Origin of the sequence: Arthrobacter sp. ok909 (assembly GCF_900104405.1) — a bacterium.
GTDB classification, from domain to species: Bacteria; Actinomycetota; Actinomycetes; order Actinomycetales; family Micrococcaceae; genus Arthrobacter; species Arthrobacter humicola.
In genome coordinates this window covers 192,686-215,551 of record NZ_FNJS01000003.1, presented here as the reverse complement: position 1 = coordinate 215,551, position 22,866 = coordinate 192,686, and the positions used below count along the sequence as shown (strand labels likewise).

The 22,866-nt window shown below is 67.3% G+C and carries 27 protein-coding genes; 7 read left to right on the top strand and 20 right to left on the bottom strand.

The window, feature by feature from the left end:
• Positions 1–2: 2 nt before the first annotated feature.
• Entirely contained in the window at positions 3–1,064 is a 1,062-nt protein-coding gene (gene pheS / locus BLR03_RS04435; RefSeq protein WP_091249929.1) for a phenylalanine--tRNA ligase subunit alpha, read from the bottom strand.
• Positions 1,065–1,412: 348 nt separating this feature from the next.
• Here pheS and BLR03_RS04430 point away from each other — a divergent pair, with 348 nt between their 5' ends.
• Both BLR03_RS04430 and BLR03_RS04425 read left to right on the top strand, forming a co-directional pair.
• A complete protein-coding gene (locus BLR03_RS04430; RefSeq protein ID WP_091249927.1) occupies positions 1,413–1,883 on the top strand; it encodes a DUF4157 domain-containing protein in 471 nt (156 codons plus the stop codon).
• A gap of 1 nt (position 1,884) precedes the next feature.
• Entirely contained in the window at positions 1,885–2,523 is a 639-nt protein-coding gene (locus BLR03_RS04425; protein ID WP_091249925.1) for an SIMPL domain-containing protein, read from the top strand.
• A gap of 48 nt (positions 2,524–2,571) precedes the next feature.
• Here BLR03_RS04425 and pcp read toward each other — a convergent pair whose 3' ends face one another.
• The gene (gene pcp, locus BLR03_RS04420) at positions 2,572–3,213 is read right to left on the bottom strand and encodes a pyroglutamyl-peptidase I (protein ID WP_091249923.1); all 642 of its coding nucleotides are present in this window, start codon (positions 3,211–3,213) and stop codon (positions 2,572–2,574) included.
• Between the two features lie 291 nt (positions 3,214–3,504).
• Entirely contained in the window at positions 3,505–4,287 is a 783-nt protein-coding gene (map, locus tag BLR03_RS04415; protein ID WP_091249921.1) for a type I methionyl aminopeptidase, read from the bottom strand.
• Between the two features lie 63 nt (positions 4,288–4,350).
• On the opposite strand from map, the gene BLR03_RS04410 reads away from it, so the two are divergent.
• Positions 4,351–4,653, top strand: coding sequence for a helix-turn-helix transcriptional regulator (locus tag BLR03_RS04410; RefSeq protein WP_091249919.1), 303 nt, complete (start codon positions 4,351–4,353; stop codon positions 4,651–4,653).
• Positions 4,654–4,702: 49 nt separating this feature from the next.
• Here BLR03_RS04410 and BLR03_RS04405 read toward each other — a convergent pair whose 3' ends face one another.
• Together BLR03_RS04405 and BLR03_RS04400 are read right to left on the bottom strand one after the other, a co-directional pair.
• Positions 4,703–5,785, bottom strand: coding sequence for a DUF1648 domain-containing protein (locus tag BLR03_RS04405; protein WP_091249916.1), 1,083 nt, complete (start codon positions 5,783–5,785; stop codon positions 4,703–4,705).
• Positions 5,782–6,174 (bottom strand): GntR family transcriptional regulator, encoded by a 393-nt coding sequence (locus BLR03_RS04400; protein ID WP_091249913.1) that lies wholly within the window; start codon positions 6,172–6,174, stop codon positions 5,782–5,784. Before BLR03_RS04400 ends, BLR03_RS04405 begins: the two co-directional genes overlap by 4 nt.
• 251 nt (positions 6,175–6,425) lie before the next feature.
• Between BLR03_RS04400 and BLR03_RS04395 the strand changes: the two genes are divergently transcribed.
• On the top strand, positions 6,426–7,619 hold the full coding sequence (locus BLR03_RS04395; protein ID WP_091249910.1) for an Rv2578c family radical SAM protein: 1,194 nt from the start codon (positions 6,426–6,428) through the stop codon (positions 7,617–7,619).
• Positions 7,620–7,639: 20 nt separating this feature from the next.
• Here BLR03_RS04395 and BLR03_RS04390 read toward each other — a convergent pair whose 3' ends face one another.
• The 4 genes from BLR03_RS04390 to BLR03_RS04375 form a co-directional block, all read right to left on the bottom strand.
• Positions 7,640–9,013 (bottom strand): NAD(P)(+) transhydrogenase (Re/Si-specific) subunit beta, encoded by a 1,374-nt coding sequence (locus BLR03_RS04390; protein ID WP_091249907.1) that lies wholly within the window; start codon positions 9,011–9,013, stop codon positions 7,640–7,642.
• The gene (locus BLR03_RS04385) at positions 9,010–9,405 is read right to left on the bottom strand and encodes an NAD(P) transhydrogenase subunit alpha part 2 (RefSeq protein WP_091249905.1); all 396 of its coding nucleotides are present in this window, start codon (positions 9,403–9,405) and stop codon (positions 9,010–9,012) included. The genes BLR03_RS04390 and BLR03_RS04385 overlap by 4 nt, the downstream gene beginning before the upstream one ends.
• The gene (locus BLR03_RS04380; protein WP_091249903.1) at positions 9,405–10,547 is read right to left on the bottom strand and encodes a Re/Si-specific NAD(P)(+) transhydrogenase subunit alpha; all 1,143 of its coding nucleotides are present in this window, start codon (positions 10,545–10,547) and stop codon (positions 9,405–9,407) included. Before BLR03_RS04380 ends, BLR03_RS04385 begins: the two co-directional genes overlap by 1 nt.
• A 90-nt stretch (positions 10,548–10,637) precedes the next feature.
• The gene (locus tag BLR03_RS04375; RefSeq protein ID WP_091249900.1) at positions 10,638–11,102 is read right to left on the bottom strand and encodes a (deoxy)nucleoside triphosphate pyrophosphohydrolase; all 465 of its coding nucleotides are present in this window, start codon (positions 11,100–11,102) and stop codon (positions 10,638–10,640) included.
• A gap of 203 nt (positions 11,103–11,305) precedes the next feature.
• Between BLR03_RS04375 and BLR03_RS04370 the strand changes: the two genes are divergently transcribed.
• A complete protein-coding gene (locus tag BLR03_RS04370; protein ID WP_091249897.1) occupies positions 11,306–12,514 on the top strand; it encodes an MFS transporter in 1,209 nt (402 codons plus the stop codon).
• A gap of 128 nt (positions 12,515–12,642) precedes the next feature.
• On the opposite strand, the gene BLR03_RS04365 is transcribed toward BLR03_RS04370, so the two are convergent.
• Entirely contained in the window at positions 12,643–13,563 is a 921-nt protein-coding gene (locus BLR03_RS04365) for a cation diffusion facilitator family transporter (RefSeq protein ID WP_091249895.1), read from the bottom strand.
• 229 nt (positions 13,564–13,792) lie between these two features.
• Between BLR03_RS04365 and BLR03_RS04360 the strand changes: the two genes are divergently transcribed.
• Positions 13,793–14,062, top strand: coding sequence for a GlsB/YeaQ/YmgE family stress response membrane protein (locus BLR03_RS04360; protein WP_091249893.1), 270 nt, complete (start codon positions 13,793–13,795; stop codon positions 14,060–14,062).
• A 143-nt stretch (positions 14,063–14,205) separates the two neighbouring features.
• Here the strand turns inward: BLR03_RS04360 and BLR03_RS04355 are convergent, their stop codons facing one another.
• The 4 genes from BLR03_RS04355 to infC form a co-directional block, all read right to left on the bottom strand.
• Positions 14,206–15,102 carry a TrmH family RNA methyltransferase gene (locus BLR03_RS04355; RefSeq protein ID WP_091249890.1) on the bottom strand — a complete coding sequence of 299 codons (897 nt, stop codon included), beginning with the start codon at positions 15,100–15,102 and terminating at the stop codon, positions 14,206–14,208.
• 66 nt (positions 15,103–15,168) lie between these two features.
• Positions 15,169–15,639, bottom strand: coding sequence for a 50S ribosomal protein L20 (gene rplT, locus BLR03_RS04350; RefSeq protein ID WP_091249887.1), 471 nt, complete (start codon positions 15,637–15,639; stop codon positions 15,169–15,171).
• Between the two features lie 120 nt (positions 15,640–15,759).
• Positions 15,760–15,954, bottom strand: coding sequence for a 50S ribosomal protein L35 (gene rpmI, locus BLR03_RS04345; protein WP_009358635.1), 195 nt, complete (start codon positions 15,952–15,954; stop codon positions 15,760–15,762).
• A 115-nt stretch (positions 15,955–16,069) separates the two neighbouring features.
• Positions 16,070–17,275, bottom strand: a complete 1,206-nt coding sequence (gene infC / locus BLR03_RS04340) for a translation initiation factor IF-3 (RefSeq protein ID WP_302846566.1) — start codon at positions 17,273–17,275, stop codon at positions 16,070–16,072.
• 341 nt (positions 17,276–17,616) lie between these two features.
• Here infC and BLR03_RS04335 point away from each other — a divergent pair, with 341 nt between their 5' ends.
• Positions 17,617–18,003 carry a DUF1844 domain-containing protein gene (locus tag BLR03_RS04335; protein ID WP_091249882.1) on the top strand — a complete coding sequence of 129 codons (387 nt, stop codon included), beginning with the start codon at positions 17,617–17,619 and terminating at the stop codon, positions 18,001–18,003.
• A gap of 173 nt (positions 18,004–18,176) precedes the next feature.
• Here the strand turns inward: BLR03_RS04335 and BLR03_RS04330 are convergent, their stop codons facing one another.
• The 6 genes from BLR03_RS04330 to hisB all read right to left on the bottom strand — a co-directional run bounded on the left by BLR03_RS04330 (position 18,177) and on the right by hisB (position 22,802).
• On the bottom strand, positions 18,177–19,490 hold the full coding sequence (locus BLR03_RS04330) for an MFS transporter (protein ID WP_091249879.1): 1,314 nt from the start codon (positions 19,488–19,490) through the stop codon (positions 18,177–18,179).
• Between the two features lie 63 nt (positions 19,491–19,553).
• A complete protein-coding gene (locus BLR03_RS04325; protein WP_091249876.1) occupies positions 19,554–20,480 on the bottom strand; it encodes an SseB family protein in 927 nt (308 codons plus the stop codon).
• A gap of 13 nt (positions 20,481–20,493) precedes the next feature.
• Positions 20,494–21,240: a bifunctional 1-(5-phosphoribosyl)-5-((5-phosphoribosylamino)methylideneamino)imidazole-4-carboxamide isomerase/phosphoribosylanthranilate isomerase PriA gene (gene priA, locus BLR03_RS04320; protein WP_091249873.1), complete on the bottom strand. Its 747-nt coding sequence runs from the start codon at positions 21,238–21,240 to the stop codon at positions 20,494–20,496.
• A 48-nt stretch (positions 21,241–21,288) separates the two neighbouring features.
• A complete protein-coding gene (locus tag BLR03_RS24310; protein WP_175460408.1) occupies positions 21,289–21,447 on the bottom strand; it encodes a hypothetical protein in 159 nt (52 codons plus the stop codon).
• Positions 21,448–22,179, bottom strand: coding sequence for an imidazole glycerol phosphate synthase subunit HisH (gene hisH, locus BLR03_RS04315; RefSeq protein ID WP_091249870.1), 732 nt, complete (start codon positions 22,177–22,179; stop codon positions 21,448–21,450).
• Positions 22,176–22,802: an imidazoleglycerol-phosphate dehydratase HisB gene (gene hisB / locus BLR03_RS04310; protein ID WP_091249867.1), complete on the bottom strand. Its 627-nt coding sequence runs from the start codon at positions 22,800–22,802 to the stop codon at positions 22,176–22,178. Before hisB ends, hisH begins: the two co-directional genes overlap by 4 nt.
• Between the last annotated feature and the right edge of the window lie 64 nt (positions 22,803–22,866).

The window sequence follows — 22,866 nt, the reverse complement described above, 5'->3', positions numbered from 1 at the left end:
TGTTAGATCTCCATCCCGAAGTGCTCGCTGAAACGTACGTCGCCTTCAATCATGTCGCGCATGTCGCCAACCTCATTGCGGAACATGAGGGTGCGCTCGATGCCCATACCGAAGGCAAAACCTGAATAAACGTCCGGATCGATGCCAGCGGCGCGCAGGACGTTGGGGTTGACCATGCCGCAGCCGCCCCACTCGATCCAGCTGGGGCCGCCCTTGGCGCCCGGGTGCCAGATGTCCAGCTCGGCGGACGGCTCGGTGAACGGGAAGTAGTTCGGACGCAGCCGGATCTGTGCTTCCCCGCCGAACATCTGCCGTGCGAAGTGCTCCAGGGTGCCGCGGAGGTCGGCCATGCTCAGCTTCTTGTCGATGGCCAGGCCCTCGAACTGGTGGAACACCGGGGTGTGCGTCGCGTCGAGTTCATCCGTGCGGAACACTTTGCCCGGGCACAGCACGTAGATGGGCAGTTCGCGTTCCAACATGGAGCGGACCTGCACCGGTGAGGTGTGGGTGCGCATGAGCAGGTGCGCTTCGGGCGGCTCGACGAAGAACGTGTCCTGCATGTCGCGGGCGGGGTGGTCCGGCTTGAAGTTCAGGGCATCGAAGTTGAACCATTCGGACTCGACCTCGGGCCCCTCGGCGATCTCCCAGCCCATGCCGACGAAGATGTCCGCAACGCGGTCCTGCAGCGTGGAAAGCGGGTGACGTGCACCGGCCCGGCGCCGGCGGGGCGCCGCCGTGACGTCGACGGTCTCTTCGACGAGGATCCGTGCGTCGTTCTCGGCTTCAAGCTCGGCCGTACGGTCCGCGAGCGCCTTGTTGACGCGTCCGCGGGAGGCACCCATGAGTTTGCCGGCGGCGGCCTTCTGGTCCTTGGGCAACGCGCCGATCTCGCGGTTGGCGAGGCTCAGCGCGGACTTCTCACCCGTGTGCGCGAGGCGCACGGCCTTGAGTTCATCGAGGGTCGCGGCAGCGGCGATGGCGGCAACGGCTTGGTCTACGGCAGCGGTAATGGCGGCTTCATCCAGAGGATTCGGGACGGCGGCGCCCGGCAAAGTTTCAGTCATCTACTGTTCTTAGCTACGAGTCGGATCATGCCGGCGGCACGCACGCAACGCGCGGGTTGTCGGCAAGGCTTATTGTCACAGTTCATTGTCACAGTCCGTGATCACTGTTCCTGATCACTGTTCGCTGTCACAGTTCACTGCGCTGGATTCATTGTGCTGAATTCATTGTGCAGGCCAGCCGAAATCCCTCCGGCGGGCACTTCCTTCAGTCTAGTAGACGGCTGTCGACCGCACGGCAACGCCCGCCCGAACGTGACAATCCGGTGTGTGGGGTTTCGACTGACAGTGCGGACGCCTCCGGCGGCCTTTGGAGCGCCACCCCGGCACACCCCCGGCTACCATGGCCTCATGACGTCCGGTCAACGGCTGCGGCAGATCGCCAACATGCTCAACGGCACCACCCTCCTGGGCCTGGTGCTGGCGGTCTGTGCCGGGACGACCGTCGGCGGGGGGCCGCGCGGGCTGCTGATCGCGAACCGCTACCGCTGGCGGCTTCCCTTCGCCGCGGCCTTCACTGTGGGCAACGTGATCCTCTTCCGTGCCGGACCGGAAGCCGCCCGCGCCAATCCGGCACTGCTGGGACACGAGGAGCGCCACAGCACCCAGTACGCCTGGTGCCTGGGGCTGCCCTTCCTTCCCCTGTACTTCATCGCCGCGGGCTGGTCCCTCTGGCGGACGGGCAACCCGGGCAGCGCGAACTTTTTCGAGCGCCACGCCGGGCTGGAAGCAGGCGGCTACCCCCGGCCCGGCGGCCCGGGGACCGGTCCGCGAACAAACCGCAACACGGGCGTGACTGCCCCCGAGCGATACGAGGCCTGACATGACACACAACCCCAGAAGCATTTCGGTTACCGGAACCGGCAGCGCGGAGGCGGTGCCTGACCTCCTGACCTTGTCGGTCGGCGTCGAATGCCGCCGGGATACCGTGGCCGAGGCCTACGGCGACGCCGGAACACGCTCGGCCGCCATCACCTCGGCGCTCCGGCAGCACGGCGTGGCCGGCCCCGACGTGTCCACCTCCGGGTTGAACGTCCGGGCCGAAGTGAATTGGCAGGAGGGCCGCGGCCAGACCGTCACGGGCTATCTGGCCTCAAGCACGCTCACCATCAGGATCCGGACACTGTCCGCGTCCTCGGAGGTCATCGCCGCGGCCGTTGCCGCCGGCGGGGACGACGTCCGGCTGAACGGCCTGACGCTCGGCTTCGCGGATTCCGCAGGCATCGAGGTCCGGGCGCGGGAAGCTGCCTGGCAGGATGCCCGCACCACCGCCGCGCACTACGCCGCCCTCTCCGGCACAGGCCTGGGCAGGGTTCTTTCCCTTACCCAGCACACCGGGTTCCAGCCGCCGGTCCCGCTCGCGAAGATGCAGCGCGCGGTGGCGGCGGAAGCACTCACTGTTGAGGCCGGTGAGTCGAGCGTCACCGCCACGGTCGGCGTCGTCTGGGAACTGCTCGACTGAGTCATCCAGTCGACGCTTGACCCGCCGGCCTGCCTGGCGCTCGGCCCGCTAGTGCGTTGTGCCGGCAGCGATCTTGAGATCCGCCGTCGTCGCGAGCGCAGTGCGGACGACGACGGCGAGCGCCGCCGCCATCTGGTGCGCGGGCAGCGACGGCGTGGTGCCCCCGGCCGGAAGCTGGCTGTCCTCGTAGGGGACGTGGACGAATCCTCCCCTGGTGCCCGGCCGCAGCCTCAGTGCGTGCATGAGCGCATAGAAGATGTGGTTGCACACATAGGTCCCCGCGCTTTGCGACACTTCCGCCGGGATCTGTTCTGCGGTCAGCGCCGCGAGCGCCGCCTTGATCGGCAGGGATGTGAAATAGGCTGCCGGTCCGCCGCTGACCACGGGTTCGTCTACGGGCCGGTTGCCGGCGTTGTCCGGGATCCGGGCGTCGTCGCAGTTGATGGCCACGCGCTCCAGGGAGATGCTTGCCCTGCCGCCGGCCTGGCCGGCGCACAGCACCAGTTCCGGCCGGAAACGCTCCAGGGCCTCCTCCAGCACCGTCACCGAGGCCCCGAAGACGCAGGGAAGTTCCACGGCCTGGACGTCGAGTCCTTCGGACCGGAGCAACCGCGCCGCTGAACGGGCCGCGGCCCAGGACGGGTTGGTTGTTTCGCCGCCGAAGGGCTCGAATCCGGTCAGGAGAATCATCGCCCCAGCCTAACAACGCGGCACCACGATGCGGCCTAACGATTCGCTCCGGCAGTACACTCCGGCAGTTCGCTCCAACACTGCGCGCGGCGGCGCTTGTCGCGGCGAAAGGCGGCATGGCCGTCGTCGTACCTTTCAGTGAAGCACCCCGGGATCCGGGGGAACAGGACATGATCCAGCCGGCAGCCTAAACGTTTCTTCGTCGCGTCATCCGGGTTCGGCCTGTTGGACGGTCTCCGTACACCGCATCCTGCATCAGATGCAGCACACGAGGCAGGTGTGGCTCCGATCTCACGGGTGCGCCTGCGTCGGCAAGGTGAGGATTTCAGCTCCGTCGCTGGTGATGGCGATCGTGTGCTCACTGTGTGCCGTCCGGCAGCCTGTCGCACTTCGGAGCGTCCACCCGTCGGCGTCGGTGATGAGTTCAGCGGTGTCGGCCATGACCCACGGCTCGAGTGCGAGCAGCAGCCCGGGGCGCAGTTTGTATCCGCGGCCTGGCCGTCCGGTGTTTGGAACGTGCGGGTCCTGGTGCATCGTCGATCCGATGCCATGACCGCCAAACTCGGTGTTGATCGGGTATCCCGCCTCGCTGAGGACCGAGCCGATGGCATGGGAGATGTCGCCGATGCGAGCCCCGGGTCGGGCAGCGGCTATTCCTGCGTTCAATGCGCGCTCGGTCGTGCTGATCATTGCGACGCTCGCCGGGGGCCTTGAGTCGCCCACGATGAAGCTGATCGCAGAGTCCGCAGCAACTCCTCGTTTCGAGACGGCGAGGTCGAGTGTCAGCAGGTCGCCGTCGGCGAGCGCGTAGTCGTGCGGGAGCCCGTGGAGCACGGCGTCGTTGACGGCCGTGCAGATGTAGTGTCCGAACGGCCCGCGCCCGAAGGACGGCTCGTAGTCGACGTAACAGGACTGCGCTCCAGCATCGACGATCATGGTCCGGGCCCACCGGTCGAGGTCCAGGAGGTTCGTACCGACCGTGCTGCGGCTCTTCAGCGTCTGCAGGATGTCGGCGACGAGGGCGCCCGTCTCTTTTGCTCGGGCCAGTTCGGCGGGGTTCAGGATCTCGATCATGCGGCGCCTTTCTCACGCATCCAATAACTATACCGGCCATATTATCCCGCTATAATCGGAGCCATGGTCAGGTTGCCGCTTACATTCGAAGAGGTCGAGCGCGGACAGCGCCTCGGCGCCCTGTTGCGTCGCGCCAGGGGAGAGCGCTCGATGCTCGACGTCGCGCTCGATGCACGTGTCTCGCCGGAGACCCTCCGGAAGATCGAGACGGGCCGTGTAGCGACCCCCGCCTTCCCCACTATCGCTGCGATCGCCGAGGTCCTCGGCCTCTCCCTCGATGCGGTGTGGGCCGAGGTTAACCAGCCCAAACGCGGCGCTGAGCCGACCATCTCCGATCACGACGCACGCGAGCGGCTGGCTTCGTAGGTCTCAATCCCGCAGCTGCGTAGGAGGCGTCCAGGAGAAGCGCCTGGAGTCAGCCGCCAAGACGGAGGGTGATCAGCAGCCCGATCAGTACGACCACGCCGGCCAGAAATATCGCGGACTTGGGATTGCCGAAGTTGAGCGTCCATCCCAGACCGAACCGGCGCGGAACCATCAGCGCGTGGTCGTCGCGGTTGGCATAGAACAGGCCACCGCGCCAGTACTTGTCGTCGTCGCGGTGGGTCAGCCCGGTGTCCTTCTCGCCCTCATCCCGCTCGCGGTTGTTCCCCGCCAGGACCATGATGGCAACCACGACGGCGGCCAGGATCGGGAGCACGACCACCAGCGGCGCCCACCGCGTGACCGTCCCGGTCCACATCAGCAGCGATGATCCCAGCATCCCCACGTCGATCATCGCGGCCAGACCGAGCAGCGCCTTGGCGCCCAGGGACATGTACTGGCGATACCAGCGCGCGGAGCCTACCGGGTGCGCCGGGTCGAGGTCGGGCCGGCTGTGGAAGATGGCCGCCGCGATACCCGCCAGCAGCGCGGTCACGCCGATCTGCACGAACACCAGAGAGAAGGCGGTGCCGACCGATTTGGCGGCCACCCGGTTGGGCGCGCCGTTCGCGCCGTAGTGGACCGCGAGCATCTCGGGCATCGACGGGTAGCTGACCACGCCGATCACCACCGTGGTGACCGTGACGATCACTGCAGGGGCCAGCCAGAGCCAGGGAAACCGCGGCGGATCTGTCCGCAGTCCGGTGTCCACCGCAATGCCTTGATGCAGGCCCTCATACCAGCCTCCGGCGGCCTTGGCGGCCCGGATCTCATGGTTGGCCAGGAAGAAGCAGCCGTAAAAAACGCCGAGGAGCAGCACTACCGACAGCGGCAGCAGCACCGTTTCACTGGTCACGCCGTAGATGGCGCCGCCGACCACGGCGGCGACGACCCCACCGACGAGTACCCGCCATCGGTAGATACGGGTCTGCCTGACCACCGTCGGGTCGCCGGCACGCCGGGCTGGCACCCGGACTCCGAAGGGGACAGTCGGACTGGTGATCGAGGGCAGCACGAGGGCAAGCGTGAGCACCAGTGCTGACAACACGGAGCTCAGGGCGATGGAAACGGTCATGGCTTGTCCTCGGGCTGTGTGGCGCCGAAGGAATCGAGTACGGAGCGACAGATCTCGAGAACCTCGTCGGGCGGCAGTCCTCTGGCCACGGCCTCCGCCAGGAGAGTCCGTGCCCTCGCAGTCCACTCGGCGGAGAACGGCGGGTCCGCGGCCGTGGAGGTCACCACCGCACCGGACTTGCGGTTGAGCCGAATCACGCCCTGCTGGCGCAGGAGGTCGTACGCCTTGTTCACGGTGTGAAAGTTGATCCCGAAGTCCGCAGCGAGCGTCCTGGTGGCCGGCAACGAGCTGCCCACGGTCAGCACGCCCCCGGCGATCGCCTCCACGATCCGGTCCCGAAGCTGCTGGTAGATCGGCACCTCGCTGGCCAGGTCGACATTCAGGATCATCACTTCCACCCCCGAGCTTAGTTCTATAAGTTATAGAACAAACCGCGATAGGTGGCAACGCCGAATCTCCTTGCCAATCGTGTCAGTTTCTGCTGGTGCCATTCATGGTCCCCAGCGGCGCCGTGGACATCCAACGCCGCGATGGCCTTCGCCGGGCAGGCCCTGCTCGAGATTCGAAGCGCTGCCGAATCTCATCCGCATGGTTCGACGTCATCCTTGACTTTAAGTCGAACATATATTCGAATGGTGGCATGAGATGGGATGCACAATCACTGAAGCGCGGCAGCTCCGGAAGCGACGCGTCGACGGGAGACCCGTCCACCTCTTCGGAATCTGCCAGTATCGGGTCCGCCACTCCCCCGTCCCCCGATGCCCTGCTGCCCCTGGCCGGACTGGTACGGTCCGTCTCCACCCCGGAGTTTGCCGGGATCACTTTCCATGAGGTCACCGCCAAATCGGTGCTCAACAAGGTGGTCGCCGGTTCCCGGATGCCGTTCGACTGGACCATCAACCCGTACCGCGGCTGCAGCCATGCCTGCGTCTACTGCTTTGCCCGCAAGAGCCACACGTACCTGGACTTCGACGCCGGCCTGGACTTTGACAGCCAGGTGGTGGTCAAGATCAATGCTGCCGAGGTCCTGCGCAGGGAACTGGCCAAGCCCTCCTGGCGGCACGAGCACGTGGCCCTCGGCACCAACACGGACCCCTATCAGCGCGCCGAGGGCCGCTACCAGCTCATGCCCGGCATCATTGGCGCCCTCGCCGATTCCGGCACGCCCCTGTCCATCCTCACTAAAGGCACGCTCCTGGCCCGGGACATCCCGCTGCTGAAGCATGCCGCGGCCCAGGTGCCGGTCGGGGTGGGCATCTCGCTGGCCATGACCAACGAGCACCTGTCCGAGGCCGTGGAGCCGGGTACACCGGGTCCGCGGGCACGGCTGAAGCTCATTTCCCGGCTCAGGGAAGCAGGCCTGCCCTGCGGCGTCATGGCCATGCCGATCCTGCCGTGGCTTTCCGACAGCGACGACGCCCTCAACTCCCTCTTCGGGGCCCTGGCAGCGGCAGGCGCCACGGGGGTCACGGCTGGCGCGCTGTACCTGAAGCCGGGGACGCGTGAGTGGTTCATGCAGTGGATTGCCCGCGAACATCCGCACCTGGCGGGCAAGTACCGCCGGTTGTACGGCAGCGGGTCCTATGCCTCAAAGGAATACCGGGCGTGGCTGGCCGGTCGCATCCGCTATTTCAAGGACCTGCACGGCTTTTCCGGTTCGCAGGGCTTCAGCCACAGGGACCTCAGCGGCAACGCGGACCTCAGCGATGATGCCCGGGAGGAGGAAGCCCAGTACCCGGCTGGAAGCATCCCGGACGCATCCCGGTACGCCACTAACCGGCACCCCGGCACGGCATATGCCGGCCACCCGGCAGCGCAGCCGACGTTGTTCTGAAGCGCGCCGGCTCCCTGACCTCAGAGCGCCTTGACCGCGCCGAGCACCTTTGACAGCGAATCCTTGGCATCCCCGAAAAGGAGCGTGGTTTTGGGGTCGTGCAGGAGGTCGTTTTCGATGCCCGCGAACCCCGGACGCATCGACCGCTTCAGGAACACCACCTGCTGGGCCTGCACCACGTCCAGGATCGGCATCCCGTAGATCGGCGAACCAGGTGAAGACTTGGCCGCCGGGTTGACGACGTCGTTGGCGCCGACCACCAGCACGATGTCCGTGTTGGCGAACTCGGGATTTATTTCCGCCAGCTCCCTTAGCGACTCGTACGGCACATCAGCCTCGGCCAGGAGCACGTTCATGTGGCCCGGCATGCGTCCCGCCACGGGGTGGATGGCGAACACCACATCGATGCCGCGGTCGGCCAGGGCTGTGGCGAGCTCCGCCACGGTGTGCTGGCCCTGTGCCACGGCGAGCCCGTACCCGGGAACGATCACCACGCGCTGGGCATAGCCGAGCTGGACGGCGACGTCTTCCGGGGAGGACGAGCGTACGGGCCGGTCACTCACGGCGGTGGAACCCGCCGTCGAGCCGCCCTTGAAGGCGCCGAACATGATTCCGGCGACTCCGCGCCCCATGGCAGAGGCCATGACCTTGGTCAGGATGGTGCCGCTCGCGCCGACCAGGGTTCCGGCGACGAGGAGCAGGACGTTGCCCAGGACGACGCCTGACGCGGCCACCGCCAGACCGGTGAAGGCATTCAGCAGCGAGATCACGATCGGCACATCCGCCCCGCCCACCGGCAACACGAGCAGCAGACCTGCCGCGAGCCCCAGGCCCAGCAGCGCCAGCGACCAGCCGACGGAGCCGCTCAGGACGACCAGCGCCCCGGAGACGACCGCCCCGAGCATGACGGCCCCCATCACCCAGGGCATCCCGGGAAACAGCAGCGGACGGGTGCTGATGAGTTCCTGAAGCTTGCCGACGGTGACCGCGGAGCCCGCGAAGGACACCGCGCCCACGAGCATGGTGAAGACGACCGCCAGGCGCACCCACGGATCCTCGCTGTGGCTCAGTTCGAGTGCGGCGACCAGCGCTGCGGCGCCGCCGCCGACGCCGTTGAACAGTGCCACCAGTTGGGGCATCTGCGTCATCTGCACCCGCCGGGCGACGGGCACGGCTATCGCGGAGCCGACGGCGATGGCGGCCAGGATGAGCGGCATATTCTCCAGCCGGGCAGAGAAGAACACCGTGACGACGGCGACGAGCGCCCCGGCCGCACCGATGGCGTTGCCGCGGCGGGCGGTTTTTGGCGAGCTCAGGCCCTTTAGCGCCAGGATGAAGCAGACGGCCGCCACCAGATACAGCAAGGCTGTCCATTCCGGGGTCAGGAGGCTCATCTCGCCTCCCCTGCGACGCCGCCGGAGGTGCCGTCGCCGGTGTGTTCTTCGGCCGCCGTTCCGCCGGCCTTGGTGGTACCGGTTCCTGAGGGCTTCTGCGCCGATTTGCGCAGGGGCTTGTGCACGCTGAACATCTCCAGCATCCGGTCCGTGACCACAAAGCCACCCACCAGGTTTACGGTCGCCAGGACCACTGCCAGGAGCGCGATGCCGAGCACCCAGGGGTCGCCGGCCTGCCCGGCCACGATGATGGCGCCGACGAGGATGATCCCGTGGATCGCATTGGCGCCGGACATGAGCGGTGTATGCAGCTTGCTGGTCACCTTGGACACGACTTCGAAGCCGACGAAGACGGCAAGCACCACGACTGTCAGCAGCGCAACGGGGCCCATCAGGCGTCCTCTCCCAGGGCTGCGGCGGTGGCGGCATGCCGTACGGTGCCGCCGTGGGTCAGGCATGTTCCGGCGACCACGTCGTCGTCGAAGTCCGGGGCAACGGTGCCGCCGTCGGTCATGAGGGCGAGGAAGTTGCTGACGTTCCGGGCAAAGAGCCGGGACGCGTCCGACGGCATGGCGGACGCGGCGTCCTGAAGGCCCACGAGCGTGACTGATCCGCCCTCAACCGGCACCTGGATGTCCTGGCCGGCGATCACGCCTTCCACATTGCCGCCGGACTCCGCGGCGAGGTCAACGACGACAGAGCCTGCCCGCATGCCGGCCACCATGTCGGTGGTTACCAGCACCGGAGCGGCCCGGCCCGGGATGGCCGCCGTCGTGATCAGGATGTCCGTGGCCGCGACGTGCGGGGCCAGCAGGCTGCGCTGGCGTTGCGCCCGGTCCTCGCCGAGGGCGCGGGCGTAGCCGCCGGTTCCTTCCGCCGCCGCGTCGAGGTCCAGATTGATGAACGTGCCGCCCATCGAGGCGACCTCGTCGGCGGAGGCGGCGCGGATGTCGTTGGCCGAAACGCGGGCGCCCAGCCGCTTCGCGGTGCCGATGGCCTGCAGGCCGGCGACACCGGCTCCCAGGACCAGAACCCTCGCCGGGGGGATGGTTCCGGCGGCCGTCATGTAGAGCGGGAAGAACCGCGGATACCGCACGGCGGCCTCCAGCACGGCGCGGTACCCGGTGACAAGGGACTGCGAAGTGAGTGCGTCCATCGATTGGGCACGGGAGATCCTCGGAAGCAGCTCCAGGGCGAAGGAGGTGATCCCGGCGGCGGCCAGTGCCCGGACGGTGGGCAACTCGGAGGCTGGCGACGCCAGGCCGACAGTGATGGCACCGGGCCGTAGCCGGGCCGCAGTGTCCGGCGCGAGCGGACGAACATGCAGCAGGACGTCCAAGGCCGCGAGCGGGAGCTCCGAGATCACCGTGGCGCCGGCCTCTTTGAACGCTGCGTCCGCGAACCCTGCCTCGGTTCCTGCGCCGCTCTCCACCACGAGCGTGAGTCCGAGGGCCGTCAGTTGCTGCACCGTTTCCGGCGTGGCCGCAACCCGGCGTTCTCCGGCGCGCTGTTCTCGTCCGACACCGACCTGCACGGGCTGCTCCTCTCGATTGCGTTCAGAGTAGGCACATGCCTGACCGTTTGGCGAGAGGCGGGCCGGCGTATGCCGGTCGGCGTGTCCGGGTCAGCGGATCAGTTCGGCTCCCCCGCCGCGCGGCCGGGCGGCATGGACGGCGGCCAGGAGTGCTTCGACGATCGGGAAGTCGGCCGGGATCCACGGCAGGCCCAGGACGTCGTCGGAATTGCGGAGGTCAAGCCAGCGCAGTTCGTCGTGGTCTTCCAACGGCCGGGGCTCCCCGTCCTCGAGTTCGGCGAACCAAACCCGCATCGCTGCCTTCTCGTTGAGCGGCCAGCCCGTCGCGGTCGCCGCGGGCAGCTCGGATCCGAGCCGGACCTGCACGCCGAGTTCCTCCCGGAGCTCGCGGTGCAGGGCGTCTTCGGCTGCTTCGCCCGGCTCCACTTTTCCGCCCGGGAACTCCCACATACCGGCAAACTGCGGTGGAGCCGTGCGCCGCGCCACAAGGAGTTTCCCTGGTTCCGCCAGGGAGTCCACTACTGCGCCGCCGACGACGTTGATGAGTCCAGTCACGTCCCCCAGTCTAAGGCGGGCGCCAGGGATCGACGTCGACGGCCAGAGTCGTGGGGGCGTCGCCGCGGGGAAGGGGTGAGGGACAATGGTGAAGGCGTTGCCGGGCAGCCTGCGAAATATTCGGCGCGCGCTCCCAGTTCAATAAAGCATATTTATCTGGCCGACTCTTCCCGGCACCTCCCGGAAATCACCCGAAAAGACGAATGACAACCACCACACAAGCTCCGGCGTCGTCCAAGACCGGCACCCGTCACATTGCCCTCGCCATCATTGCCCTGGCCATGGGCGGATTCGGCATCGGAACCACAGAATTCACCATGATGGGCCTGCTCAAGGAGATTGAGCAGGGACTGAACATCAGCACGCCCGAGGCCGGCCACCTCATCTCCGCCTACGCCCTCGGCGTCGTCGTCGGTGCGCCCGTGCTGGCCGCCGTCGGAGCCAAACTCCCGCGGAAGCATCTGGCCCTGGGGCTCATGCTCTTCTTCAGCATCGCCAACCTCAGTTCCCTCCTCGCCCCTGACTACGGCTCCATGCTGGTGTCGCGGTTCGCGGCGGGGCTGCCGCACGGCGCCTTCTTCGGCGTCGCGGCCGTGATTGCCGCGTCCCTCGTGGCGCCGACCAAGCGGGGCTGGGCCATTTCGATGGTCATGGCCGGGCTGACGGTATCCAACGTCATCGGAGTTCCCTTCGCTACCTGGCTGGGCCAGAGCTACGGGTGGAGGCTGCTGTTCCTGCTGGTCGGCCTGATCGGCATCATCACGCTCGCCATGCTGTGGAAGTTCGTTCCGTTCCAGAAGCCGCACGCCGATGCCAGCTTCCGCCGCGAGCTCGGGGCACTCAAGCGGCTCCAGGTGTGGCTCGCCATCCTGGTCGGCATCGTCGGCTTCGGCGGCTTCTTCGCGACCTACACCTACATTTCGCACACCATGACATCCGTGGCCGGGGTCCCGGCGCCGTGGCTGCCGCTCGTCGTGGCGCTGTACGGAGTGGGCATGGTGGCAGGCAACATCGTTGGCGGCCGGATCGCCGATAAGTCCGTCATGGGGACGATCTACTGGGTGCTGCCGGCGACGGCCGTGGCGCTCGTGGTCTATGGTGTTGCGGCCCATTGGGCGTGGTCGGCGCTGATCATGGTGTTCGTGGTCGGTGCCGCCGGGTCCATGCTGGTTCCGGCCTTGCAGACCAGGCTTCTGGATGCATCGCCTGATGCCCCGTCGCTGGCCTCCTCGCTCAACCATGCGGCGCTCAACGTCGCCAACGCCTTGGGCGCCTTCCTTGGCGGACTCGTGATCGCCTGGGGCTGGGGTTACGTCGCCCCCGCTCTCGTGGGTGCCGTCTTGGCCATCCTGGGCCTCGGGGTGGCCGCCATCAGCGGCGCCGTGGAACGCCGGCGGCCGCTGGCCTCGTAGCCGCGGCCCCGCCGTCCACAAAGAACGGCAGCCCGATCCAGCGATGCACTGGACCGGGCTGCCGTTCTTGTTTGCTGACGTCTCAGTGCGCTGCCTTCTACGGCGCTGCCGTCGACGGCGGCCGCCGGTTAGGACGCACTGATCCGCTGCACATCCGGCTCCAGGTAGATGACCCGGGCGATCGGGACGGCCTCGCGGATCCGGGCCTCTGCGGCGTCAATCGCCTTCGCGATGTCCTGGCCCGAGTCCGTGCGGCCGATGCTGATCTTGGCTGCCACCAGCAGCTCTTCGGGGCCCAGGTGCATGGTCTTGAGGTGAATGATGCCGGTGCCGCCGGCTTCGATCGCGCTGCGGATCTTGGCGACGTCGTCGCGGGTGGCCGACTCGCCCAGGAGCAGGGACTTTGTTTCCATGGCCAGCACGACGGCGATCCCCACGAGCAGGAGGCCGATCATGGCGGTGCCCAGGGCGTCCCAGATGCCGTTCCCGGTGATGAGTGTCAGGCTCACGCCGAAGAGCGCGAAGACGAGGCCCACGAGGGCGCCGAAATCTTCGAGCAGGATCACGGGGAGTTCCGGCTGTTTGGCGTTGCGGATGAACTTGACCCAGCTCTGCTTCCCGCGGAGGGGGTTGGATTCGGCGATCGCCGTCCGGAACGAGAAGGATTCTGCAATGATCGCGCCCACCAGCACAGCCAGCGGCACCCACCAGAAGTCCCCTTCGATGCCGTGCGGGTGCTGGATCTTTCCCCACGCCTCGTAGAGCGCAAAGAGACCGCCGACGCTGAACAGCACAATCGAGACGATGAAGGCGTAGATGTAGCGCTCACGGCCGTAGCCAAAGGGGTGTTCCTGGCTGGCCTCCCGCTCCGCGCGCTTGCCGCCGACGAGCAGTAGCAACTGGTTGCCGGAGTCCGCGAGCGAGTGAATGGCTTCGGCCAGCATGGATGACGACAGCGTCAGGAAATAGGCGACGAACTTCAAAACGGCGATGGTCAGGTTGGCGGCCAGCGCCGCAATTATCGCCTTGGTACCGCCACTTGCAGCCACGTGAGCTTCTCCTTACGGGGTTCTTCCGGGGTGTCACCGGACACCGGAAGAACCCGGCGCCCGCAAGGAATACGCTACCCGTTTCCGGGCGGCCTCCGAACCGCGGCAGGGCCGATACCGCCACGTAACGATTGGGCACTCCCCTGCTGACAAGTAATCCGGCCTATGTTAGCTTGAAGCCATATTCGGGATTCACAATTTGGATACCGACGAATATGTAGGAGGAGACATGGGCTTTCTTGGCTGGATCATTCTCGGACTCATAGTAGGTGCAATCGTCAAGGCAGTCATGCCCGGCAGGGTCGGCGGCGGCTGGGTTACCAGCCTCGTGCTCGGCGTCGTCGGAGCCATTGTCGGTGGCTGGATCGGCGACCTTCTGTTTGGCGGCGGCAAGATGGAATTCTGGAATCTCGGTTCCTGGCTCCTGGCCATCGTCGGCGGCTTGGTGGTTGCCCTCGCCTACGGCGCCATTACAGGACGCAACAAGACCACATCATAATTCTGTACGGCTGACCTCACGCTTCGAGTGAGGCCCTAGGAACAGTTCGACGGAACAGTACGACGGCGGAGCCCACCTTTGGCGGGCCCCGCCTTTTTTGTCTGCCTGTGCACGCCGGGATGCCTTTTCAGGCAGCCGGGTCTTTAGGGCACCTGCTGGGACCGGGCGCTGGCGTAAAGGCAGACCGTGGCCGCGGTGCCGAGATTGAGGCTCTCCGCTTGCCCGTAGACCGGCACGGCCACCCGGTGGTCGGCCAGCGCAATTTCGTCCTCGGACAGGCCCTGGGCCTCGTTGCCAAAAAGCCAGGCGGTGGGCTGTTCGAGCGCGTAGACCGATTCCGCGGCGGAAGCGCCCAGCCGGCGGGCCGCATTCTCGTCCTGGAGACGGTCCAGGTTCAGTTGGCCGTAGCCGTCGGCGGCTAGGACGCCGATCCCCCGTTCCTTGCAGCGGGCCACGATGTCGGCCGCATCGGCGCCGAGGACGATCGGCAGGTGGAAGAGGGAGCCCGCCGTCGAACGGACCGCTTTGGGGTTGTAGATGTCCACGCTGGATCCGGTCAGGACCACCGCGTCCGCGCCGGCAGCGTCGGCGGCGCGCAGGACGGTTCCGGCGTTGCCGGGGTCGCGGACCTGGCAAAGGACGGCGATCAGCCGCGGCCCGGCGTCCAACACCTGATCGAGGCCAACGTCCAGGAAACCGCAGACCGCGAGAACGCCCTGCGGGGTAACAGTGTCCGCCATCGCGGCAAGCACTTCGTCGGTGGCGAGGTAGGCGGTGGTGCCCTCCGCGAGTGTCTCCAGATCCCGGTGCCGGTCCAGGCAGGACTCGCTCGCGTAGACCTCATAGACGATGCCGGGTTCCCCCGCGGCGAGCCTCTTTTGGTGTAGAACGAGGGCTTCCCGGACCGCCTGCGGCCCCTCCGCCAGGAACTCGCGTCGCTTTAAACGGGCCGGGCGCCCGGCAAGTTGTGCCACCTTCCTCACCCGATCAGCTCGGGGGTTGGAAAGTGGAAGGTCTTGCGGGCGCCCGGTTTCGTTCATATAAGAACCTTAGTTGCTCTCGCAGCCGGTTCTTGAACGCTGCAGTTTTTCAACTGCTGCGGGGAACTACTTTGCAGCCTCGTCGGCGGCCTTCTTGGCAGCAGGCTTCTTCGCGGGAGCCTTCTTGGCGGCCTTCGGAGCCGGAGCGGCCTCAGCCTGGACAGCCGGAGCTGACGTGTCGGCGGGCAGCGCGTCCTTGGCAACCTTGACCAGCGCGGCGAAGGCGTTGGCGTCGGAAACGGCGAGCTCGGCCAGCATGCGGCGGTCAACCTCAACCTCAGCGGCCTTCAGGCCCTGGATCAGGCGGTTGTAGGTCAGGCCGTTGGCGCGGGATGCAGCGTTGATGCGCTGGATCCAAAGACGGCGGAAGTCGCCCTTCTTCTTCTTGCGGTCGCCGTAGCTGTAGACAAACGAGTGCAGCAGCTGCTCTTTGGCCTTGCGGTACAGGCGTGAGCGCTGTCCGCGGTAGCCCTTTGCGCGTTCGAGGATAACCCGGCGCTTCTTGTGGGCGTTTACAGCCCTCTTCACACGTGCCACGTGCGTACTCCTTCAGAATTCTGATCCCAAGCGTCTACTGCCGGAAAAGTCCGGCTGGCCTGAGAAGCCTTTTTGGTAGTTGATTGCCGCCAGGTGGCCGGCAATCAGAGAACTTGGAACTTAGATGCCGAGCATCTTCCGGATGACCTTGGCGTCGCCCTTGAAGACGATCTTGTCGCCGGCAAGGCGACGGGTCAGCCGTGAGGACTTGTGCTCGAGGTAGTGACGGCGGTTGGCCTGCTGACGGCGCAGCTTGCCGCTACCGGTCAGCTTGAAGCGCTTCTTAGCACCGCTGTGGGTCTTCATCTTCGGCATGGGAACCGATCTCCTTACGTATCCGCAGAAAAGTCTGCAGCTCTTTCGTGCAGCCGCCCCTGCGGGCGGCATGCTGGTTGCTTGCTGCCGGACATTGCTGTCCGGCAGCCGTGAACTAGTTGGTCTTCTTGCTGCCGGGCTTGGCGGCAGCCCGGGGGGCGGCCGGCCGTGCGGCGGGCTTCGGAGCTGCAGGCCTCGGAACCGGCTTCGGAGCAGCGACCGGCTTCGGTGCTGCTGCCGGAGCGGCCGGAGCGGATTCCGCAGTCTTCTCCTCCGGAGCCTTAGCCACGGGGGCCGGGGCCGGAGCGGCCTTAGGAGCCACGGGAGCCTTGGCTGCTGCGGGCTTCTCGGCCGCCTTCGGAGCCTCGGGAGCCTTGGCTGCTGCCGGCTTCTCGGCCGCCTTCGGAGCCTCGGGAGCCTTGGCTGCTGCCGGCTTCTCGGCTGCCTTGGGAGCAGCTTCCTTCGGGGCTTCCTGGGCCGGAGCTTCCTCGGCCTTGGTCTCCTCGACCGGGGCCTGCGTGGCTGCCGCCGTTTCGGCCGTGGCCTCTGCGACCTTGGCTTCTTCGACCGCGGGAGCCTCCGTTGCAGGAGCCTCCGTCGCTACGACGTAGCCTTCCGGCAGGAGGTCGGACAGCGTCTGCGTCAGCGGAGCGTTGCCGCCGGAGACGTCGACGCGGCCTGATGCCTTGGCTTCGTTCTCAGCCTTGGCTTCCGCACGCTGCGTTGCGCGGCGGGCCTCTGCCTTGGCTTCAGCCTTGTTCTTCAGCGGGCCCACCACCATGACCATGTTGCGGCCATCGATCCGGGGGCTGGACTCCACAACGCCAACTTCGGCGACGTCGTCCGCGAAACGCTGGAGCAGGCGGATGCCCATCTCGGGACGCTGCTGCTCACGGCCGCGGAACTGGATCATGGCCTTGACCTTGTCGCCAGCGCCGAGGAAGCGGAGCGCGTGGCCGCGCTTCGTCTCGTAGTCGTGGGTGTCAATCTTCAGGCGGAAGCGGATTTCCTTCAGGACCGTGTTGGTCTGGTTCTTCCGGGCCTCGCGCGCCTTGACGGCGGCCTCGTACTTGTACTTGCCGAAGTCCATCAGCTTGCACACCGGAGGCTTGGCCTGCGGTGCAACTTCAACGAGATCAAGATCGGACTCGGCAGCCAAACGCAGGGCATCCTCAATACGGACAATTCCTACCTGTTCGCCTGCAGGGCCGACCAGCCGCACCTCAGGGACGCGGATACGCTCATTGATTCTTGGCTCGCTAATGTTAAAGCTCCTGTGTTCGTGAGGGGTATTCCACCGGCAAAAAGAGAAGGCCCCCAATTGCCGGAGCAATCGAAGGCCTCGAGATCGGAACTGCAGCCCTCAATGAGGCGGCATGCACTTTCGCCGGACCGGAGTCCGAGGTTGTGCCCGACCAGGTACCCGGCAACCTTGACTCCCGTGAGGGAGGGGCTTCCCGAAGGAAGTTTCGCGGCTGACGCGGGTGGGAGAGAACTCCGCTTGCAAACTAAAAGCCAATTCTACAGATAGATACCCGCCCAACGCACGTGTGCGTCGCCGGTCACCACTTACGCCAAGAAGCACCAGTCAGTAACAAGCACCACACGTAAGAAGCACTGCAGAATAACGACATTCAGTCGGTCTGTGACAAGCTTACCAGCATGAGCACTTCAGACAGTAATTCCCATGTCTTCGAGCCCGCAGCCGCACAGGCCGACGTCTCGCAGCAGATTCGCGACATCTCGGAAGTCCCCGCGATCGAGGTCATCACGACGGCCGCCGTGCACCTGATGAGCGCCGCCGCAGTGAAGCTGGGCCTCGCCGCCGAGGAAAATGCCCAGGAACTCAAGGACCTGGACGAGGCCCGCAAACTCATTACCGCCCTCGCCGGCCTGGTGACGTCCGCGGCACCGGAAATCGGCTCACAGCACGCCGGGCCGTTGCGCGACGGACTGCGTTCGCTGCAGCTGGCCTTCCGCGAGGAATCGATCATCCCGGACGCTCCGGGCAAGGGCCCGGGCGAGAAGTACACCGGCCCAGTCAACTAGTCACAGACAACTAGCCACGGCCGCCTCAGCACTTTCGTCAGCCATGACACGCCGGCGGGCGGACCATCCGGGTCCGCCCGCCGGCGTCGTTAACTCTGCTTCGATCCATCGGGACCCCGCGTGGCCCCCGGGCCCGGGGGCCACGCGGGCCTCTGATAGGGACAGCGCGGCGTCTAGGCGTGGGCCAGGCGGCGGCGGCGCATCTGCTGCAGGACGAGTCCTACGAGGCAGAGGGCCACGCCGGCCAGCCCCACGGCGACGAAGCCGGCCGACGGGCCGATGACGTCGATGAACAGCCCGGCGAGCGGCGCGCCCAGGGCCACGCCGCCGGTGAGCGAGGACCCGTACCAGCCCATCGCCTCGCCGCGACGGCTCTCGTCAACCAGTTCGGCGACCTTTTCCGAGGCCGCGGACAGCACCGGCGCGCACAGCAGCCCCGGAAGCAGCGAGAGCAGGCTGAGAGTCCAGGTATCAGTCGCGAACGCCATCGGGACCGTCAGCGCTGACATTCCCAACAGCAGGAGGATCGGCGAGACGGGCCGGTGCATGGCGCCGTAAACTATGCCGCCCACCACCGAGGCCGCGCACCAGAAGACGAAGACGATCCCGATTTCGGCCTCGTGGCCGCCGGTCTGGAGGGCTGCGACGATGCCCACGTCAGTGCCGCTGAGGACCATGCCGGCACCGGCTGCGACGGCGAAGACGGCTCCCACGGCGGGGGTGAACCAACTGAAGTTGTGGATGACCCGGTGGCGCAGGCCGGAGCGCCGCTGCCGCCGTTCCTCGGCTGCGGCCGCCAAAGGCGCCAGTTCGGCCGCGGCCTCCTGGAGGTGGGCCGGCGCGGCGGCGACGACGGCGGCCTCCGCGCACTCGAGTTCTTCCGCCTCGAGCCCGGCGTCGGGGGCCGCGCTCCGGGTGGGCGGGTTGAACCACATGAGGAACAGTCCAGAGACGGACGTGGCCACGCCGACTATTGTCAGGCCCAGGACCGACTGCCCGCTGGTGGCGACGACGGCGCCGACTGCGGGTCCGATCATGAAGACCAGCTCGGTGGCGATGGCGTCGAGGGCGAAGGCGGTGCGGCGCTGTTCGCCGGTGGCCAGTACGCCCAGGGACTGCCGCACCACGCTGAAGATGGGCAGCGTGAGCAGGCCGCCGACGAATACCAGCGGCAGCAGGACCTCGTAGGAGACGTGCGGCACGATGGACCAGATCACGGTCTCGGATATGACGGACGGGATGAGCGCCTTGCGCAGTCCCACGGTGTCGACCCGGCGTCCGCGCCAGGGCGCCCCGACGGCGATTCCGATCGTCATGACGGCGGCCGCGGCGCCGGCGGCCGCGTAGCCTTGGCCGAGGGTCAGGACGATGTGCAGGGTCAACAGGACGCCGGCCGCCGAGTGCGGTATGCGGGCAATCATCCCGACCAGCAGGAGCCGCCTGATGGGCCGGACGGCGAGCAGCTCCCGGTAAAGCGCGAAATTCACGTCACTACATCCTTCTGTTACTGCCCACGGCAGCACCAGGAGGTCCCCCCGTTGGGCCGTCAGCTATGGTGCTGCGCGCTGCAGCTTGACCTCGATCGAGTCAACCCGCTCGGCAAAGATTTCATTCCGGGCCCAGTCGTTGTTGAGGCCGGCGACGATGGACTGCACGCCGGCGGCGTCGAGTCCGTCCTCAAGGTACAGGACCACGCGGAGTTCCGGGCCGGATCCCCCGCCGGGGAGCCGCCTGCCATCGGCTGTAGCCGAGGCAATTCCACCCCCTGGATGAATTTCAACACGGCGGACCGCCGGAAAGCCAACCGCGCTGTCCCCGAGGGCGCGCGCGAGTTCCGGATCGGCATACGACGGCGTCCAGGTTTGCTGTTGGGCCAGTGCCCAGACCGCCGGCCTGCGGACCACGAACGTCAGGTCCGCACCGGGATCCAGTACGAGCAGCTCGGCACCTTCCGCGACGGCGGACAGGGCCGCCCGGGCCGCGTAGACCGCCACCGGTCTGGCCTCCGGATGCCAGGCCTCAAGTGACGCCGCCGAGGTGAAGGCGGGCATGGCCGTCCGCCCGTCCGGCGCTTTGAGCGTTACGAGGGCCATATCGGCCTGCTTGTCGGCGTGAAGGCCGCCGGCGCCTTCCCCTTCCTCGGCGAGCTGGGCCAGGATGGGCACGAAGACCCGGGCGGTGGCAAGCGCGGCCACCACGGCCGCCTCGTCGCCGGTGCCCGCGGCGAGGTTGGCCACGGCCGCCAGGTAGCCGGCGTCGGCAGCGCCGTCGTCGTCTTCGAAATTGTGGATTTTCGCGGCTTCCCCGGACAGGCTGCGGCCCGCCCAGGGTTGACCGGCGGAGTCCGTGGCGCCGCCGGCGCCGGCGAGGGCAGCGGCGATATGTCCGGGCAGATGCCGGACCGGAGCCGCGCCGGCGTCCGGCTGCACTGCGTTGTGGGGGTCGTGGGTGTCGCCGGGCTCGCGGGTGTGCGTCATGACTGCTGACCGCTTAGCGGCGACCGGCGACGTCGAGGGCCTGGGGCAGCGTGAAGTTGCCGTTGTAGAGGGCCTTGCCGATGATGGCGCCCTCGACGCCGAGCGGCACCAGGGACCGCAGGACCTGCAGGTCCTCAAGGCTGGAAATGCCGCCGGAGGCGACCACCGGCTTGCCCGTCTTCTCGACCATCTGGCGCAGGAGTTGGACGTTGGGGCCCTGGAGGGTGCCGTCCTTGGTCACGTCGGTGACGACGTACCGGGCGCAGCCGGCGTCTTCGAGGCGGCCGAGCACCTCCCAGAGGTCCCCGCCTTCCTTGGTCCAGCCGCGGCCGGCGAGCGTGGTGCCGCGGACATCGAGGCCGACGGCAATCTTATCGCCAAAGCGCTCGATCACCCGGGAGGTCCATTCCGGGTTCTCCAGTGCCGCGGTGCCCAGGTTCACGCGGGCCACGCCGAGGTCGAGCGCCTTCTCGAGGGAATCGTCGTCGCGCAGGCCGCCGGAGAGTTCAACCTTGATGTCAAGCCGCCCCACGACCTCGCGCAGCAGTTCAGCGTTGGAGCCGCGCCCGAATGCGGCGTCCAGGTCCACCAGATGCACCCACTCGGCCCCCTGCTGCTGCCAGTTGAGCGCGGCCTCCAGCGGGGTGCCGTAGCTCGTCTCGCTGCCGGCTTCGCCTTGCACGAGCCGGACGGCCTGGCCGTTGACGACGTCGACGGCAGGCAGAAGCTCGAGTACGGGCAGCGGGGTTTCGGTGGTCATCGTGGTGTCCTCAGCTCGGGATGGTGGGTCAGGAACGCGGCGCGGCCGTCAGGACGCCGGCAGGGTCAGGAGATAGGCGGCCAGCAGCGACATGCCGGCCAGGATGTAGAACACGACCTCCACCCAGCGCGGACTTTTCTGCTGGCGGAAGGAGATTGCGCCGCCGACCAGCAGGCCGGCGACGCCCATGAGGACCAGGGACCACATCTAGGCGGTCTGTTCCGGGGCCGCGGGGCGCAGGCCGTCGACCCAGTTGCGCAGGAGCCGGGCGCCGGCATCACCGGACTTCTCCGGGTGGAACTGCGTGGCGCACAGCGGGCCGTTCTCCACGGCCGCAATGAACGGCGCACCGTGTTCGGACCAGGTCACCAGGGGCGCCGCCATCCGGGGCTGGATGACGTCGAAGTCCCAGTGCTGGACCCCGTAGGAGTGCACGAAGTAGAAGCGCTCACCCTCGACGCCGGCGAACAACTTGGATCCCTCCGGGACGGAGACGGTGTTCCAGCCCATGTGGGGCACGACGTCGGCGGGCAGCAACTCGACCTTGCCGGGCCACTCCCCCATGCCTTCGGCTTCCGTGCCGTGTTCGACGCCTGCCTCGAACAGCACCTGGAGTCCGACGCAGATGGCAAGCACGGGGCGGCCGCCGGCGACGCGGCGCCCGATCATGCGGATGGCGTCCACGGACTTGAGTTCGCGCATGACGGTTTCGAAGGCGCCGACGCCGGGGACGACGAGGCCGTCGGCGTTGAGGACGTCCTCGGGCTTGGAACTGAGGATGACCTCGGCCCCGGCCCGCTCCAGAGCACGGACGGCAGAGCGGACGTTGCCGGAACCGTAGTCCAGCACCGTGACGGTCGGCTTTCCCTCCGGAGACACCGGCTTGGTTGCGGCGGCGGGGTCGATGATGGCCCCGTCGCGCAGGACCGGGCCGGTCACAGGGCGCCCTTGGTGGACGGGATGCCCTCGACCCGGGGGTCCGGTTCGACGGCTGCGCGCAGGGCCCGGGCGAAGGCCTTGAACTGGGCCTCGACGATGTGGTGGGGGTCGCGTCCGGCCGTGACGTTCATGTGGAGGCAGATCCCGGCGTGGAGCGTGATCGCCTCGAACACGTGGCGGGTCAGCGAGCCGGTGAAGTGGCCGCCGATCAGGTGGTATTCCTGGCCTGCCGGCTCGCCGGCGTGGACAAGGTAGGGCCGGCCCGAGACGTCGACGACGGCCTGCGCGAGGGCCTCATCCAGGGGCACGGTCGCCTCGCCGAAGCGGCGGATTCCGGCCTTGTTGCCCAATGCGGTCCGCAGAACCTCGCCGAAGGTGATGGCCACGTCCTCGACGGTGTGGTGGACATCGATGTGGGTGTCGCCGGTGGCCTTGACGGTCATGTCAATCAGCGAGTGCTTGCTCAGGGCCGTCAGCATGTGGTCGTAGAACGGGACCGACGTGCTGATATCCGAGACCCCGGTGCCGTCCAGGTTGATCTCAACCAGGACAGAGGACTCACTGGTGGTCCGTTCCATGCGTGCGGTCCGGCCCTCGGCGGCGGTGGCTCCGGTGTTGCTCATGTAGATGTGTCCTTTGGAAGAAGGCAGGGTGCTGGGCAGTCTGGCGGGGCGCACTGGCTCCCCG